14 protein-coding genes are annotated in these 14,743 nt (G+C 71.5%); 5 read left to right on the top strand and 9 right to left on the bottom strand.

Going from position 1 to position 14,743, the window contains the following annotated elements; all coding sequences use genetic code 11:
- Both coaE and AC07AL_RS06010 read right to left on the bottom strand, forming a co-directional pair.
- A complete protein-coding gene (gene coaE, locus AC07AL_RS06015) occupies positions 1–603 on the bottom strand; it encodes a dephospho-CoA kinase (protein ID WP_400334352.1) in 603 nt (200 codons plus the stop codon).
- 88 nt (positions 604–691) lie between these two features.
- Complete coding sequence (locus AC07AL_RS06010) at positions 692–1,333, bottom strand: MBL fold metallo-hydrolase (protein WP_363584185.1); 642 nt, start codon at positions 1,331–1,333, stop codon at positions 692–694.
- Positions 1,334–1,395: 62 nt separating this feature from the next.
- On the opposite strand from AC07AL_RS06010, the gene AC07AL_RS06005 reads away from it, so the two are divergent.
- A complete protein-coding gene (locus tag AC07AL_RS06005) occupies positions 1,396–1,821 on the top strand; it encodes a MarR family winged helix-turn-helix transcriptional regulator (RefSeq protein ID WP_363584187.1) in 426 nt (141 codons plus the stop codon).
- Here the strand turns inward: AC07AL_RS06005 and AC07AL_RS06000 are convergent.
- Positions 1,801–4,017 (bottom strand): MMPL family transporter, encoded by a 2,217-nt coding sequence (locus AC07AL_RS06000; protein ID WP_363584189.1) that lies wholly within the window; start codon positions 4,015–4,017, stop codon positions 1,801–1,803. The genes AC07AL_RS06005 and AC07AL_RS06000 overlap by 21 nt on opposite strands.
- A gap of 247 nt (positions 4,018–4,264) precedes the next feature.
- Positions 4,265–5,755, bottom strand: a complete 1,491-nt coding sequence (gene rpsA, locus AC07AL_RS05995) for a 30S ribosomal protein S1 (RefSeq protein ID WP_063347134.1) — start codon at positions 5,753–5,755, stop codon at positions 4,265–4,267.
- Positions 5,756–6,169: 414 nt separating this feature from the next.
- Between rpsA and AC07AL_RS05990 the strand changes: the two genes are divergently transcribed.
- A complete protein-coding gene (locus AC07AL_RS05990) occupies positions 6,170–7,024 on the top strand; it encodes a class I SAM-dependent methyltransferase (protein ID WP_363584190.1) in 855 nt (284 codons plus the stop codon).
- Between the two features lie 4 nt (positions 7,025–7,028).
- Complete coding sequence (gene hrpB, locus AC07AL_RS05985) at positions 7,029–9,557, top strand: ATP-dependent helicase HrpB (protein WP_478316971.1); 2,529 nt, start codon at positions 7,029–7,031, stop codon at positions 9,555–9,557.
- Positions 9,558–9,600: 43 nt separating this feature from the next.
- On the opposite strand, the gene AC07AL_RS05980 is transcribed toward hrpB, so the two are convergent.
- The 3 genes from AC07AL_RS05980 to AC07AL_RS05970 form a co-directional block, all read right to left on the bottom strand.
- Positions 9,601–10,851, bottom strand: coding sequence for a chymotrypsin family serine protease (locus tag AC07AL_RS05980; protein ID WP_478316969.1), 1,251 nt, complete (start codon positions 10,849–10,851; stop codon positions 9,601–9,603).
- A 129-nt stretch (positions 10,852–10,980) separates the two neighbouring features.
- A complete protein-coding gene (locus tag AC07AL_RS05975) occupies positions 10,981–11,115 on the bottom strand; it encodes a DUF397 domain-containing protein (RefSeq protein ID WP_400810825.1) in 135 nt (44 codons plus the stop codon).
- Positions 11,078–12,025, bottom strand: coding sequence for a helix-turn-helix domain-containing protein (locus AC07AL_RS05970; protein ID WP_363618958.1), 948 nt, complete (start codon positions 12,023–12,025; stop codon positions 11,078–11,080). The genes AC07AL_RS05975 and AC07AL_RS05970 overlap by 38 nt, the downstream gene beginning before the upstream one ends.
- 161 nt (positions 12,026–12,186) lie before the next feature.
- Here AC07AL_RS05970 and AC07AL_RS05965 point away from each other — a divergent pair, with 161 nt between their 5' ends.
- Together AC07AL_RS05965 and AC07AL_RS05960 are read left to right on the top strand one after the other, a co-directional pair.
- Positions 12,187–12,636 carry an ATP-binding protein gene (locus AC07AL_RS05965; protein WP_400844288.1) on the top strand — a complete coding sequence of 150 codons (450 nt, stop codon included), beginning with the start codon at positions 12,187–12,189 and terminating at the stop codon, positions 12,634–12,636.
- A gap of 13 nt (positions 12,637–12,649) precedes the next feature.
- Positions 12,650–13,216, top strand: a complete 567-nt coding sequence (locus tag AC07AL_RS05960; protein WP_400844291.1) for a hypothetical protein — start codon at positions 12,650–12,652, stop codon at positions 13,214–13,216.
- Positions 13,217–13,518: 302 nt separating this feature from the next.
- Here the strand turns inward: AC07AL_RS05960 and AC07AL_RS05955 are convergent, their stop codons facing one another.
- Both AC07AL_RS05955 and AC07AL_RS05950 read right to left on the bottom strand, forming a co-directional pair.
- Positions 13,519–14,043: a GNAT family N-acetyltransferase gene (locus AC07AL_RS05955; protein WP_478316966.1), complete on the bottom strand. Its 525-nt coding sequence runs from the start codon at positions 14,041–14,043 to the stop codon at positions 13,519–13,521.
- A gap of 69 nt (positions 14,044–14,112) precedes the next feature.
- The gene (locus AC07AL_RS05950; RefSeq protein WP_478316964.1) at positions 14,113–14,544 is read right to left on the bottom strand and encodes a GNAT family N-acetyltransferase; all 432 of its coding nucleotides are present in this window, start codon (positions 14,542–14,544) and stop codon (positions 14,113–14,115) included.
- Positions 14,545–14,743 lie beyond the last annotated feature (199 nt).

The raw sequence follows: 14,743 nt of genomic DNA, 5'->3' as shown, positions 1-14,743 counted from the left end.
TCAGGCAGCGGCGGCGCGCTTCACCAGCTCCGCCCACACCTCGTCGACCCGCGCCGCGAGCGCCTCCAGCGGCCCGCCGTTGTCGATCACCACGTCGGCGATCGCCAGCCGGTCCGCCCGCGAGGCCTGCGCGGCCATCCGGGCCCGGGCCTCGTCCTCGGCCATCCCGCGCAGCCGCACCAGCCGCTCCACCCGCACGTCGTCGGCCGCGTCGACCACCACGACCAGGTCGTACAGCGGGGCGAGGCCGTTCTCCGCGAGCAGCGGCACGTCGTGCACCACCACCGCGTCCGGCGCGGCCGCGGCCTCCAGTTCGGCGGACCGGGCGCGCACCAGCGGGTGGACGATCGCGTTCAGCGCCTGGAGCCGCGCCGGGTCGGCGAACACGATCGCGCCGAGGGCCGGGCGGTCGAGCGCGCCGTCCTCGCGCAGCACCTGCGGCCCGAACTCGGCGGCCACGGCCGCCAGACCGTCCGTCCCGGGCGCGACCACCTCGCGGGCGATCACGTCGGAGTCCACGATCACCGCGCCGTGGGCGGCGAAGAGCCGGGACACCTCGCTCTTGCCGGCGCCGATGCCACCCGTCAGTCCGATCTTCAGCATGGCGTCAGGTTACCGGCGCCCGGACCGCCGGGACCAGCGGCCGACCGCCGCGCAACCAGCACCGGCCCGGCCCCGCCTCCCGGCACCGTCAGCCCAGCTCCAGGCTCTCGCCCTCGCCGAGCACGGTCAGCTCCGCGCCCGTGCCCGGCCCGTCCGGCCCGAGCAGCCGGGTGGCGATCATGTGCCCGATCGGGCTCAGCGTCGCCTCGTGCACCGGCACCGCCACCCGCGGGGCGGCCTCCCGGACGTAGTCGACGACCTCACCGGCCTTGCTCCACGGCGCCGCGAGCGGCAGCAGCAGGGTGTCCACCGAGTGCGGCGGCACGGTGAAGGCGTCGCCGGGGTGGAACAGCCGGCCGTCGAAGAGGAAGCCGATGTTCTTCACCCGCGGGATGTCCCGGTGGATGACCGCGTGCCACTCGCCGTGCACGCTCACCCCGACCCCGCCGACCTCGAAGGCGTCGCCCTCGCCGACCACGGCGACGCGCTGCGCCACGCCGTCCAGTTGGGCGGCCACCGCGCTGTTGGTCCACACCCGAAGGGCCGGGTCGGCCTCCAGGGCGGCGCGCAGCCGGGCCTCCTCGAAGTGGTCCATGTGCTCGTGGGTGATCAGGACGGCGTCGGCCCCGGTCAGCGCGGCGGGGTCGGTGAACGCCCCGGGGTCGACGACGACGGTCGTCCCGTCGTGCTCCAGGCGTACGCAGGCGTGTCCGAACTTGGTGATCCTCATGCGGCAGACCATACAGCATGACTGTACAGTTTTGCTGTGGAGACTCCCGGTAGGCTTCTCCCATGAACAGTCCGGCTCCCGAAACCCTCGAACTCGCCGCCGAGCTGCGCGCCGCCATCGGCGACCTGGTCCGCTCCCTGCGCCCGGACGACGAGCTGCCGCAGAACCAGGCCGGCGTCCTCGGCGTCCTCGTCCGCGACGAACGCGCCTGCACCGTCGCCGAACTCGCCGAGCACCAGCGCGTCCGCCACCAGTCGATGGCCCGCACCGTCGCCCTGCTGACCGAGGCCGGGCTCGTCACCCAGCAGCCTCACCCCACCGACGGCCGGAAACTGCTGGTCACCGCGACCGGAGCGGGCCGCGCCGCCCTGCTGGAGCAGCGCGCCCGCCGGGAGCAGCGGATCGCCACCGCCATCGAGGCCCGCCTCACCCCGGAGGAGCGGCTGACCCTGAGGGCGGGCGTCGACCTACTGCGCCGACTGCGCTGAACCCACCAGGTCCCTGGCCTCCGGCCGCGGAGCCGGAACGGCCGTCGCGCCGACGGTCGGCAGTTCGACGTGCTCGCTCAGCCCGAAGCGCCGGTGCAGGCGCCGCAGCGGGGCGGGCGCCCACCAGTTGAACTCGCCGAACAGGCTCATCGCGGCGGGCACCAGCAGGCAGCGCACCAGGGTGGCGTCCACCGCGACGGCGACGGCCAGCGCGATGCCCATCTGCTTGACCATGAGCATGTCCCCGAGGGCGAACCCGGCGAACACGATCACCATCAGCAGCGCCGCCGAGGTGATGATCCGGCCACTGCGCTGGACCCCGAGCTCCACCGCCCTGGTGCAGCTGTGTCCCTTGTCCCGCAGTTCCTTGATCCGGGCGAGCAGGAACACCTCGTAGTCCATGGACAGCCCGAACGCGAAGGCGAAGACCAGCACCGGGATGAAGGTCTCCAGCCCGCCGGTGGGGCTGAAGCCGAGCAGCCCGCTGAAGTACCCGTCCTGGAACACCAGGGTGAGCGCGCCGAGCGAGGCGCCCAGCGACAGCAGGTTCATCAGCAGCGCCTTGACCGGCATCACCACCGAGCCGGTCATCAGGAAGAGCAGCACCAGCGTGCCGACCGCGACCAGCCCGAGCGCCCAGGGGCCCCGCGACATCAGCTCGTCCTTGAAGTCGACGACCGAGGCCGCGCCGCCGGTGACATAGGTCTTCAGCCCGCCGCGGTCGGCCCGCAGCTCCTGGACGACCTGCTTGGCCTGGTGGCCCTGCGGGTCGCCGTGGACGAGCACGTCGACGGTGGACACCGAGTCGCTCACCGGGGTCACCGCCCGCACCCCGGCGACCCCGGGCAGCTTGGCGACGACGTCGTCCGCGTACGCCTGGGCGACGGGCGCGCCGCCCTCGACGACGACGGTGATCGGCGCGGCCGCGGCCTGCGGGAAGCGCTGGTCGACGGCGTCGGCGACCTGCCGCCCGGCCGAGGAGGCGGGCAGCACGGCGGCGCCGGAGTTGCGCATGTCGGCGTGCAGGAAGGGCGCGCCGGCGGCCATCAACAGGGCGACGCAGGCGAGCGCGACCGGCACCGCCCGCTTGCCGACCCGGCGGACGGTCCGGCTGAAGAAGCCCTCGTCGGGGACGGGCGCGGCGGGCGCCTTGATCCGGGAGCCGGCGAAGCCGAGCAGCGCGGGGATCAGGGTCAGCGCGGCGGCGACCGCGATCACCACCACGCTCACCCCGGCGGCGGCGACCGCGCCGAGCACCGGGCTGGTGAAGACGAACAGGCCGGAGAGCGCGACGGCGACGGTGAGGCCGGAGAAGGCGACGGTGCGCCCGGCGGTCGCGGCGGTGCGTTCGACGGCGGCGGCGATGCCCGCGCCGTGCCCGCGTTCCTCCCGGAAGCGGTTCACCATGAGCAGCGCGTAGTCGATCGAGAGCCCGAGCCCGAGCACGGTGGCGATCGGCAGCACGCTGGTGTCGATGTCCATGATCCGGCTGAAACCGAACATGGCCAGCAGCGCGCCGCCCACCGAGGCGACCGCGCCGATCACCGGCAGGCTGGCCGCGGCGAGGCCGCCGAAGACCAGCACCATGACGATCAGGGTGAGCGGCAGCGTCACCATCTCGCCGAAGCGGGTGTCCTGTTCGGTCTGCTTCTTGACCTCGTCCTGGAGCACCAGGTCCCCGCCGACGGTGACGTGGGCGCCGGCCTCGCCGTTCAGCGCGGCGAGGCGCTGGGTGACGGCGTCGGTCTGGGCGGAGGTGCTGGTGTCGGCCATCCGTACGGTGACCAGGCTCGCGGTGCCGTCGGCGGAGCGCAGTGCGGCGGGCGCCGGGCCGGTGCCGTAGGCGTCGAGCGCGGAGGAGACGCCGGGGAGGGCGGCGAGGTCGGCGGTGGCCTTGGTGACGGCGGCCCGTACGGCCGGGTCGTCGACCGGCTTCCCGTCCACGACGGCGGTGACGGTGCCGCGGGCCGGGTCGGTCGCGGCGACCACCGCGTTGCCCCGGTCGGCTTCGGCGGTGGCGGAGGAGGCACCGGCCACTGTTCCTTCGAAGACCCGGCCGCCGATCAGCACGCCCACGACCAGGACGGCGGCCCAGAGGCCGAGCACCCAGCGGCGGTGGCGGAAGCAGAACCGGCCGAGGGCGGCGAGCCGCCCGGGGACCGCGGGGTCGCCGGCAGCGGTGGGAGCGTTGCGCATCAAGGAGGCCTTTCGGGCAGCTCCCCTCAATGTAGGTGCAACCCGATGTTCGACCTATAGACGGACAATGAGCCACATCTCACAAAATTCCTTCACATAAACCACAAATAAGTGAAGGCGAAAAACGAAAGAACGTGAAGTAAAAGACCCCGGCCAAAGGCGGAAAACGAAATGGGCCCCACCCGGATTTCTCCGGGTGGGGCCCATCGTTCAGCTATGCGCCAGGCACTGGCAGCGGGTCAGAGCTTCAGCTCTGGCCGCCCGCCAGCTTCTCGCGCAGGGCCGCCAGGGCCTCGTCCGAGGCGAGAGCGCCGGAGCCCTCGTCGCTGCTGGACGAGTAGGAGCCACCGGCAGCGGCGGCGACGGCGTCGCCACCCTCGGCAGCGGCCTCGGCGTCGGCCTCACGGCTCTTGATGACCTGGGCCTGGTGCTGCTCGAAGCGGGACTGCGCCTCGGCGTACTGGCGCTCCCACTCCTCACGCTGCTTCTCGAAGCCGGCCAGCCAGTCGTTCGCCTCGGGGTCGAAGCCCTCCGGGTAGATGTAGTTGCCCTGGTCGTCGTACGAGGCGGCCATGCCGTACAGGGTCGGGTCGAACTCGACCTCGGCCGGGTTGGCACCCAGCGCCTCGTTGGCCTGCTTGAGCGACAGGCTGATGCGGCGACGCTCGAGGTCGATGTCGATGACCTTGACGAAGATCTCGTCGCCGACCTGGACGACCTGCTCCGGGATCTCCACGTGGCGCTCGGCCAGCTCGGAGATGTGGACCAGACCCTCGATGCCCTCGTCCACGCGGACGAACGCACCGAACGGAACCAGCTTGGTGACCTTACCCGGAACGACCTGGCCGATCTGGTGGGTACGGGCGAACTGCTGCCACGGGTCCTCCTGGGTCGCCTTCAGCGACAGGGAGACGCGCTCGCGGTCCATGTCAACGTCGAGAACCTCGACGGTGACCTCCTGGCCGACCTCGACAACCTCGGACGGGTGGTCGATGTGCTTCCAGGACAGCTCGGAGACGTGCACCAGGCCGTCGACGCCACCCAGGTCCACGAAGGCACCGAAGTTGACGATCGAGGAGACGACGCCGGAGCGCACCTGGCCCTTCTGCAGGGTGGTGAGGAAGGTCTGGCGGACCTCGCTCTGGGTCTGCTCCAGCCAGGCACGGCGGGACAGGACCACGTTGTTGCGGTTCTTGTCCAGCTCGATGATCTTGGCCTCGAGCTCCTTGCCCACGTAGGGCTGGAGGTCGCGGACGCGGCGCATCTCGACGAGCGAGGCCGGCAGGAAGCCACGGAGGCCGATGTCGAGGATGAGACCACCCTTGACGACCTCGATGACGGTACCGGTGACGATGCCGTCCTCTTCCTTGATCTTCTCGATCGTGCCCCAGGCACGCTCGTACTGAGCGCGCTTCTTGGACAGGATGAGACGACCCTCCTTGTCCTCCTTCTGGAGAACCAGGGCCTCGATGTTGTCACCGACGGCGACGACCTCGTGCGGGTCGACGTCGTGCTTGATCGAGAGCTCGCGGGACGGGATGACGCCCTCGGTCTTGTAACCGATGTCGAGGAGGACCTCGTCACGGTCGACCTTCACGATGACGCCCTCGACGATGTCGCCATCGTTGAAGTACTTGATGGTCTCGTCGATGGCGGCGAGGAACGCCTCGGCGTCGCCGATGTCGTTGACCGCGACCTGCGGGGTGGTGCTGAGGGAGGAGTCGGTGGGGCTCGTCATTAGGAAAAGGGCTCCGGTACGGACATGAAAGTCGTAGGTAATGCCACGCGGAGGGCCCGTATCGCTCCCACCGAAAGCCGGACAGCCAAGAACACGGCGCACCGGCATTCCCGCACAGCGAGAAATCCGGCGTCCGTCTTGCGACCGTGGGGTCTTCGACAGATGCGAGCGCGACCTGCTCCGTCTGAGGCGCGCAGGCCCGCAGCGCAACTTGTAGCATACGGGGACGGCCAGGCACGGTCAACGCCAAGAGCGGCAAGACGGTGGAGCCCGGTGTGGATCAGGCCATATCCTCCGATTGCGCACCTTGCGGTGGCGCCCGAAGGGGGCCCTTCCCCGGATGCCACCACCAGGATCGGGTCCTTGACGGGCCCGGTCTCGGCAGCGGCGCTTCCGCACTCCACACCCTACGCGATGGGCATTATCACCGTGGCCACCACCCCCCAGTCCGACCTGCATGATCTTGACGGCGACGGCGACGACGCGGTACGGCGCGCGGCCGGCACCGGGGAGAGCAGCCGGGCCAGCCGGCACTGGTGGGACCGCAACGCCGACGAGTACCAGGACGAGCACGGGGAGTTCCTCGGCGACGACCGCTTCACCTGGTGCCCCGAAGGCCTCGACGAGGCCGACGCCCACCTCCTCGGCGAGGTCGCGGACAAGGACGTGCTGGAGATCGGTGCCGGCGCCGCCCAGTGCTCGCGCTGGCTGGCCGGCCGCGGCGCCCGCCCCGTCGCCCTGGACATCTCCCACCGCCAACTCCAGCACTCCCGCCGGATCGACCTCGGCCGCGGCGCCACCCCCGTCGCCGTCGTCCAGGCCGACGCCGCCGTCCTGCCCTTCGCCGACGCCTCCTTCGACCTCGCCTGCTCCGCCTACGGCGCCGTCCCGTTCAGCGCCGACACCGCCGCCCTGATGCGGGAGGTGCACCGGGTGCTGCGCCCCGGCGGCCGCTGGGTGTTCTCCGTCACCCACCCGATCCGCTGGGCCTTCCCCGACGAGCCCGGCGTCGAGGGCCTCACCGCCGCCTCCTCCTACTTCGACCGCACCCCCTACGTCGAGGAGGACGAGCACGGCCGTGCCAGCTACGTCGAGCACCACCGCACCATCGGCGACCGGGTCCGCGAACTCGTCGGCGCCGGCTTCCGGTTGACCGACCTGGTCGAGCCCGAATGGCCGGTCGGCCTGGAGCAGGAGTGGGGCGGCTGGTCCCCGCTGCGCGGGCGGCTGATCCCCGGCACCGCGATCTTCGTCGCCGAGCGGGGCTGACGCCTTGCCGAACCCCGCCCCGCTGAACCCCGCCTGGCGCGAACTGCCCGTCCGCAGCGCCCTGCCCGCACTGCACGACGCGCTGGACGGGCCGGGCACCGCCGTCCTCGCCGCCCCGCCCGGCACCGGCAAGACGACCCTGGTGCCGCTCGCGCTCGCCGGTCTGCTCGATCCCGAGCGTCCGACGCTTCGCGTGCTGGTCGCCGAACCGCGCCGGCTCGCCGTCCGGGCCGCTGCCCGGCGGATGGCCTGGCTGCTGGGCGAGGCGGTCGGCGGGCGGGTGGGCTACACCGTGCGCGGGGACCGTCGCGTCGGCCCGGAGACGGTGGTCGAGGTGGTCACCACCGGGGTGCTGCTGCAACGGCTCCAGCGCGACCAGGAGTTGCCCGGAGTGGACGTGGTCGTCCTGGACGAGTGCCACGAACGGCACCTGGACGCCGACACCGCGCTCGCGTTCCTCCTCGACGTCCGGGCGGCACTGCGGCCCGAACTGCGGCTGGTCTGCGCCTCGGCCACCTCCGACACCGCGGCCTGGGCCGAACTCCTCGGCGGCGCGCCGGTGGTGGAGGCGCACGGGGTCTCCCACCCGGTCGAGACGGTGTGGGCACCGCCGCCGCGCGCCGTCCGGCCCGCCCACGGCACCCGGGTCGACCCGGCGCTGCTCGACCACGTCGCCGCCACCGTCCGGCGGGCGCTCGCCGAGCAGGCGGGCGACGTGCTCTGCTTCCTGCCCGGCGTCGGCGAGATCAGCCGTGTCGCCGGGCAGTTGTCCACCGTGGCGGCGGACGTACTACAACTCCACGGCCGCGCCCCGCAGGCCGTCCAGGACGCCGCCCTCACCCCCTCGGACGGCCGCCGCGTCGTGCTCGCCACCGCCGTCGCCGAGTCCTCGCTCACCGTGCCCGGCGTGCGGATCGTGGTCGACGCCGGGCTCGCCCGCGAACCGCGCACCGACCACGCCCGCGGCCTGGCCGGCCTGGTCACCGTCCGCGCCTCGCTCGCCGCCGCCCGCCAGCGCGCCGGCCGTGCGGGCCGCGAGGCCCCCGGCACCGTGTACCGCTGCTGGAACGAGGCCGAGGACGCCCTCGCCGCCCGCTTCCCCACCCCCGAGATCGCCCTCGCCGACCTCACCACGTTCGCTCTCCAGACCGCCTGCTGGGGCGACCCGGACGCCACCGGCCTCGCCCTGCCCGACGCCCCGCCCGCCGGGGCGATGGCCGCCGCCCGGCAGACCCTCCAGGCCCTCGGCGCCGTCGACGCCGACGGCCGGGCGACTCCGCGCGGCGTGCGCCTCGCCCGCACCGGGCTGCACCCCCGGCTGGGGCGGGCGCTCGTGGACGGCGCCTCTGCCGTCGGCGCCCGTCGGGCCGCCGAGGTGGTCGCCCTGCTCTCCGAGGAACCGCCGCGCGCCCTCGGCGACGACCTCGGCGCGGTCTGGCGGGCGGTCCGCTCCTCCAACGACCCCTACGCCGGCCGCTGGCGCGAGGAAGTCCGCCGCCTGCTGCGCGCCGCCGGCTCCGAAGCCGCCACTCAGCTACCCGACACGACCGCCGCCGGCCTCGTCGTCGCCCTCGCCTTCCCCGAACGCATCGCCCGCGCCCGGGTCGAACGCCCCGCCCCCGGCGAGCGCAGCCCGTACCTGATGGCCTCCGGGACGGCGGCCGAACTCGCGCCCGGCACCGCGCTCGGCGCACTGCCGTGGCTCGCCATCGCAGTCGCCGACCGCCCGGCCGGTTCCCCGTCCGCCCGGATCCTGCACGCTGCGGCACTGGACGAGGACACCGCCCGGCTTGCCGGTGCCTCGCTGCTCGAATCCCGCGAGGAAGTCCACTGGGACACCCGCCGCGACGAGGTCGTCTCCCGCCGGGTCGAGTCGTTGGGCGCGATCGAACTCGCCGAGAAGCCGCTCAGCCGCCCCGACCGGGCCCTCGTCCGCACCGCCATCCTCGAAGGCCTGGCCCGCGAGGGCATCAGCACCCTGCTGACATTCCCCTCCGGCCTGCGCGAACGCCTCGCCTTCCTGCACGCGGCGATCGGCGCCCCCTGGCCGGACGTCTCGGACGAAGCACTGCTGGAACGCGCCGACGAGTGGCTGGAGCCCGAACTCTCCCGCGCCCGTCGCCGCGCCGACCTCGCCCGCATCGATACGACTGCCGCCCTGCAACGCCTGCTCCCCTGGGCCACCGGCGAGGCAGGCCGCCTGGACGAGCTGGCCCCCGAACGCATCACCGTGCCGTCCGGCTCGAAGATACGCGTCGACTACAGCACCGAACGCCCGTTCCTGGCCGTCAAGTTGCAGGAACTCTTCGGCTGGACCAAGACCCCTGCCCTGGCCGCCGGCCGCGTCCCGCTGACCATTCACCTGCTCTCCCCCGCCGGTCGCCCCGCCGCCGTCACCGGCGACCTGGAGAGCTTCTGGCAGAACGGCTACCGCGCCGTCCGCGCAGAGCTGAGAGGCCGCTACCCCCGCCACCCCTGGCCCGAAGACCCGTCGACGGCGGAGCCCACCCGCCGCCTCAACCCGCGGAACTGACACTCCTCCTCGGCGGGGGCGGGATTCCCGGCTCGCGCTGCCGTCAGGAGATCGAGAAGCCCATCTGGTTCACCACCGGCGTCATCGGCACGTAGAGCACCTGCGCGTAGCAGGTCGTCGAGTGTGCCGTCGATCCAGCCGGGCAACCGACCTCCGACCTTCCGGCCACGATCACGCCGCGAGCCTCCATGTCGCCGTTCGCGCCGGACGGGTTGGCGAGTGCGGGGCCGCCGCTGTCGCCCTTCGCGCCGATCGCCCGTCGGTCACCACCCTTCGACTCCGCGATGTCCACCGGCTTGATCTTCGTCCCCTCGTCGTTCGTCGTCTCGACATCGACCTTCTTGACCTCCACGTCGCACTTCCACCCCGACTGGGCGCCGCTGAGGCAGACGAGGTCCCCCACGTTGTTGCGTCCGATCCCGTACGTGCGTCGCGACGAACCGCCGCTGTCCGACCAGGCGCCGTCGTAGAACCGGCCGGCGCCGCCGCCGTTGATCGCGATCATGCCGACGTCCAAACCGTCGCCGATCGCGTACAGGTCGCCGATGTAGCCGTTGGTGCCGTTGTAGTACCGGCCGGCGCCGCAGTGTGCGGCGGTCAGCAGCACCTTCGTCCTGTCCTTCCAACCGCTGAACGCGGTCGAGCAGAACGAGGCCTTGCCGGTGTTGACTTCGGCGCCCGCGTAGTACGGCGCGCTGTCGGAGTGCCGGCTGCCGGACAGCGCTGCCGGGATGCCCTCGACGGTGGCCGTCACCGGCATCCCGGCGATCTCGGCGGCCATCCGGGAGTACGCCTGCTCGGTCGTGGCGCCGCCGGTCGGCCGCGTCGCCTTCGTCGGCACGTACGTGATCGCGATGGCGGTGCCGTCCTCCTGCGGGCCGATCGACGTCCATGCCTCGGGCGCCACAGCGGCGGTGAACCGGTCGATCGCGGCACGCATCTCCGCACGGGAGTAAGGGCTTTGGTGAACGTCGACGGTGTAGCCGGGGCCGGCGTTCGCGTCGAGCAGCGCCCGGACCTCGGTCGGGGCCTCGCCCTTCCAGTAGATGTCGGCGTGCTGGTTCGACGCGTCGATCACGGTCCCGGCGTAGCCGTCCGCCGCCGGAGCGCCGGACTCCACCCAGTCCTGCACCGGGTCCGTCATGCGGTGGAGCCTCTGCTGGGCTTGCGGGTCGCGGAGCACCGGCAGGCTGACCGACGGGACCGGCCCGTCCGGCGCGGCGTCGGCGGCGACGAGGGCGGAGGCGGTCACGGCGGACAGGGCCAGGGACAGCATGAGACGGGAGCGGCGCATACGCGGTCCTTCGACGGGGCTGGCGGGCCGATATCCAGCGTAGGGACCGAACCGCGCTTCGCCTGGTCAGAAGGCGCGTTTCAGGCTGCGACAGGCGCATGCGGAAAGCGACGCGCCCCCGTCAGCGGATCACTGCTCCGGGAAGTCACCGGCCTGGACGGAGGAGAGGAAGGACGCCCAGGCCGAGGCCGGGAAGACGAGCACCGGCCCCTGCGGGTCCTTGGAGTCACGCACGGGGACGAGGCCGGGGAATCCGGGGGCCACCTCGATGCAGTCTCCGCCGTTGCTTCCGCTGTAGCTGCTCTTGCGCCAGACTGTCGAGTCGAGCTCGTTCCTCGTCATCTCTGAACCCTTCCAGCGCGTCGGCGATCAGCGCGAGCGAGTCGGCTACTGGCAGTGCCGCCTCGTGGAGCAGATCATAGCTCCACCGATGCCGCACAACGATCGCCGGATCATCGCTGGAGTGCCCGCGATCGAGGCTCTCGGAGTAGACGCAGGTGCGGCCGTCGGGCATCTCCAGCATCACCATGGACTTGTCAGCATTGGCCGGTCGACGCGTGAATGGCACAACCTGGACGATCACGTTCGGAAGTCTCGAAACGTCCAGCAGGTGCTGCATCTGCCGCCTCATCACCTTTGGCCCGCCGACAACAGTTCGGATGGCGCTCTCGTCCAGAATCACCAGCAGAGTCGGCCCATCCAACTCCAGGAACCGCCGCTGCCTCGCCAATCGAGCCGCCGCTCGCTCTTCGATCACTTTGGGCTTCCCAGCCGCATCACTGACCGCCAGGACTGATTCGGCGTATTCGCGACACTGCAGGAGGCCATGCACGACGGCCAGCTGAAAGATCCTCGCAGCCACGGCCTCGGATTCCATGTCGACGTGACTCTGAAACCAGTCCGGATGTTCAATCCCGGCGTTCCAGTCCACCCTCCCCCAGATCCGCCTCAACGCACCGCCCGTGTTGAGCAGTTCGTCGGCCTTCTCCACCAGTTCCGGCGGCATGCGGCGCTGACCGGTCTCGTACCGGGTGATGTTCGTCCGGCTGCAGTGCAGCAGCTTGCCCAGCTCCTCCTGGGTGTAGCTGGCCAGCTCCCGGTAGAACCGCAGCTCCTCGCCGAACAGCTCCGCCGAACTCGCTGTCAGCTCCCGCTTGAACCGCCGATGTGCCACAGCCGGCCCCCTCACGCACCACGTGCCCATGGCACCCGATTTCGGCCATCACCGTACCTCTGGAACCTCGATGATTGACACCAGAACGCGATCATTCGAATGCAAAGCGTGATTGCGCACTACCTTCGCACGCCCCCATCCGCCCCCTGAGGTGCCCCGCCATGCTCAAAATCCGTACCGCGCCCCGCCCCCGAACGTTCGCCGCGCGCCTGGACTCCCGCACGGAATCCACCCCCGTCGCCCGGCAGTTGCTCCGCGCCTACCTCGCCGCCCTCCCCACCGGCGACCGCTACCGCGACACCGCCGAACTCCTCCTCGGCGAACTCTTCGCCAACGCCGTCCAGCACACCGACGCCCCCACCGACCGCCTCATCGAGATCCGCTTCTCCCTCACCGCCGACCGCCTGCGCCTCGAAGTCCACGACGCCGGCACCGGCCGCCCCTCCCTCCACACCCCCACCCCCGACGACGAACACGGACGCGGCGTCCTCCTCGTCAACGAACTCGCCGAGAAATGGGGCTGCTGCCCCCGCGCCGGCGGCGTCGGCAAGTTCGTCTGGGCCCTGATCGCCCCCGCACCCTCCCCCACGTCCACCCTCCTCACCGTCTGAACAGGCACCCACCATGCGACTCCCCCTCACCGCCCGCCACCTGTTCGACACCGGCTCCACCCCCGCCGACACCTACGCCACCCTCGCCCGCCGCACCCGCCAACCCCTGCGCTCAGCCCGCGCCGTCTGCACCGCCCTCGGCATCCCCGCCGCCGAAACCCAACGCCGCCTCGACGACTGCTACGACGCCCTCCTCGCCAACCCCCGCCCCGGCACAGAGAACGACACCGGCGAACTCCTCGAAGCCCTCGGCGTCTTCGACATCCCCAAAACCCCCGACGACCGCGACCTCGCCGTCATCGACCTCTTCCTCACCGCCATCGACGCCCACGGCAGCATCCGCGCCGGCCACCAACACGGCCTCACCCGCTGGTTCACCACCGGCAACCTCACCACCGCCTACCTCTCCCTCACCGCCACCCAACCCCACCCCACCACCGGCGACCCCACCCACTACTGGACCACCCTCACCACCGCCGGCGAACTCCTCACAGCCCGCCCCTCCCCCGACCCCCGCCTCAAACCCGCCCTCACCCACTGCCGCACCCAAGCCCAAGCCACCCACGCAACCCACCCATGAACACAGGAAGTCGACCCACCCGACTTCCTGCGCACACCCGCCCCCAACCCCCGCAGAGCCCACCTGCCGCACACCGCCCTGGCTTCGTTCACTTCCAGCAGTAGCGTTTGTCTGCCGGTTTGAGCCGCGGTTGCCGATCTTGAGGACCGTGGATGTTCACGAGAAACAGCAGCAGTCCACGGGGCGGCCCGCCACCCCTTCCGGCGGCGGGCCGTCGAGTCTGCATTCGCCCCACCCACGAGCTCGTGGCGTGGGTTCTCCCGCAGCTGGCCTTCGAGGCAGTTGCTGCCAACGCGGGTAGCTCAGCTGTTGAGGCTGGGTGCGACCTCGCGGGTCATACGGAGGTTGGGCAGCCTTCCTTGCCAAAGCTCTCGCTCGCTCGTGGCCTTGAATCCGTGGCGCTGGTAGAAGCGGACCGCGCTGTCGTTGTAGTCGGTGGCCCATAGGCATATGGGTGTGGCTCCGGCCCAGGTGAGGAACTCGGTCATCATGCGGCCACCGAGTCCCTGGCCCTGGACGTGTTCCAGCAGATACATCGGTCCGAGAGTGACCACCTCGCCGCGGCGCCCGCAGAGAACGCCGACGATCTCGGTTTCAGAACGGAGAACACGGCAGAACAGCAGATCCGGGTCCTGGTTCGCTGCCTCGATGAACTCCCGCCACTGGTTGATGCCTTCCGCGGTAGCTGACGAGCCGCGATGCTCACGGATCCAGTCCTCGTCGATCCCCACCTCCGGGTTGGGGTATGTCTGCAGCCAAGCCCTCAGCAGCAACGGCCCCAACTGCGCGGAGTCACCCGGACGAGCAGCTTCGATCACGTAAGTCATGGCAACGATCCTCACCGATCACCCACCGCTTCAGACTGCCCAGTCATCCCTGCGACGGAGGCGGAACGCTCAGAGTCGCATGAGCCCGGCGGCGGTCGGCCGGAATCCGCACTGACCGTAGAAGGACTCCAGGTGCGGTTCGTAGTCGACGTGCAGCCACTCGGCACCGCGTGCGCTCGCCTCGTCGGCAGCCGCCCTCACCAACCGGGTCCCGAGCCCCTGCCCGCGCTCGTCCGGGTGCACGGTGGTGTCCAGGACGAAGGCGTGCACACCGCCGTCGCCGACGACGTTGACGAATCCGACCAGCCGGTTCCCCCGGCGCGCCGCGATCCAAGCCAGGCTGCGGGCCAGCATCGGCGCGAAGGAGGTCGGCTTGTGATTCGGCCACGACGCGCTGAACAACTCGTCGAGTTCGGCATCCGTCAGCTCAGGACACACCGCCAACACCTCGTCATCGGCCCACGACACATCACTGACCACCATGCAGGGCCAGCCTGCCATGCATCCACGGCCGTGATCGCCGCTCCACTCGTCGCCCGAGACCTCGAAGGCGGCGACCCCGCGCGCGGTCGTCGACGGCGACGGGCCGAGCTGGGGGGGGGGGGGGGGGGGGGCGGGCTGGGGTCCCCCCCCCGGGTTGGCCCTGGGGGGAGTGGTGGGGGGGGAGGGGGGGGTTGGGGGGGGGGGGGGGTTTTTTGTT

This window comes from Kitasatospora sp. NPDC043949 (assembly GCF_056435365.1).
This window is presented reverse-complemented; position numbering and strand designations above follow the sequence as displayed.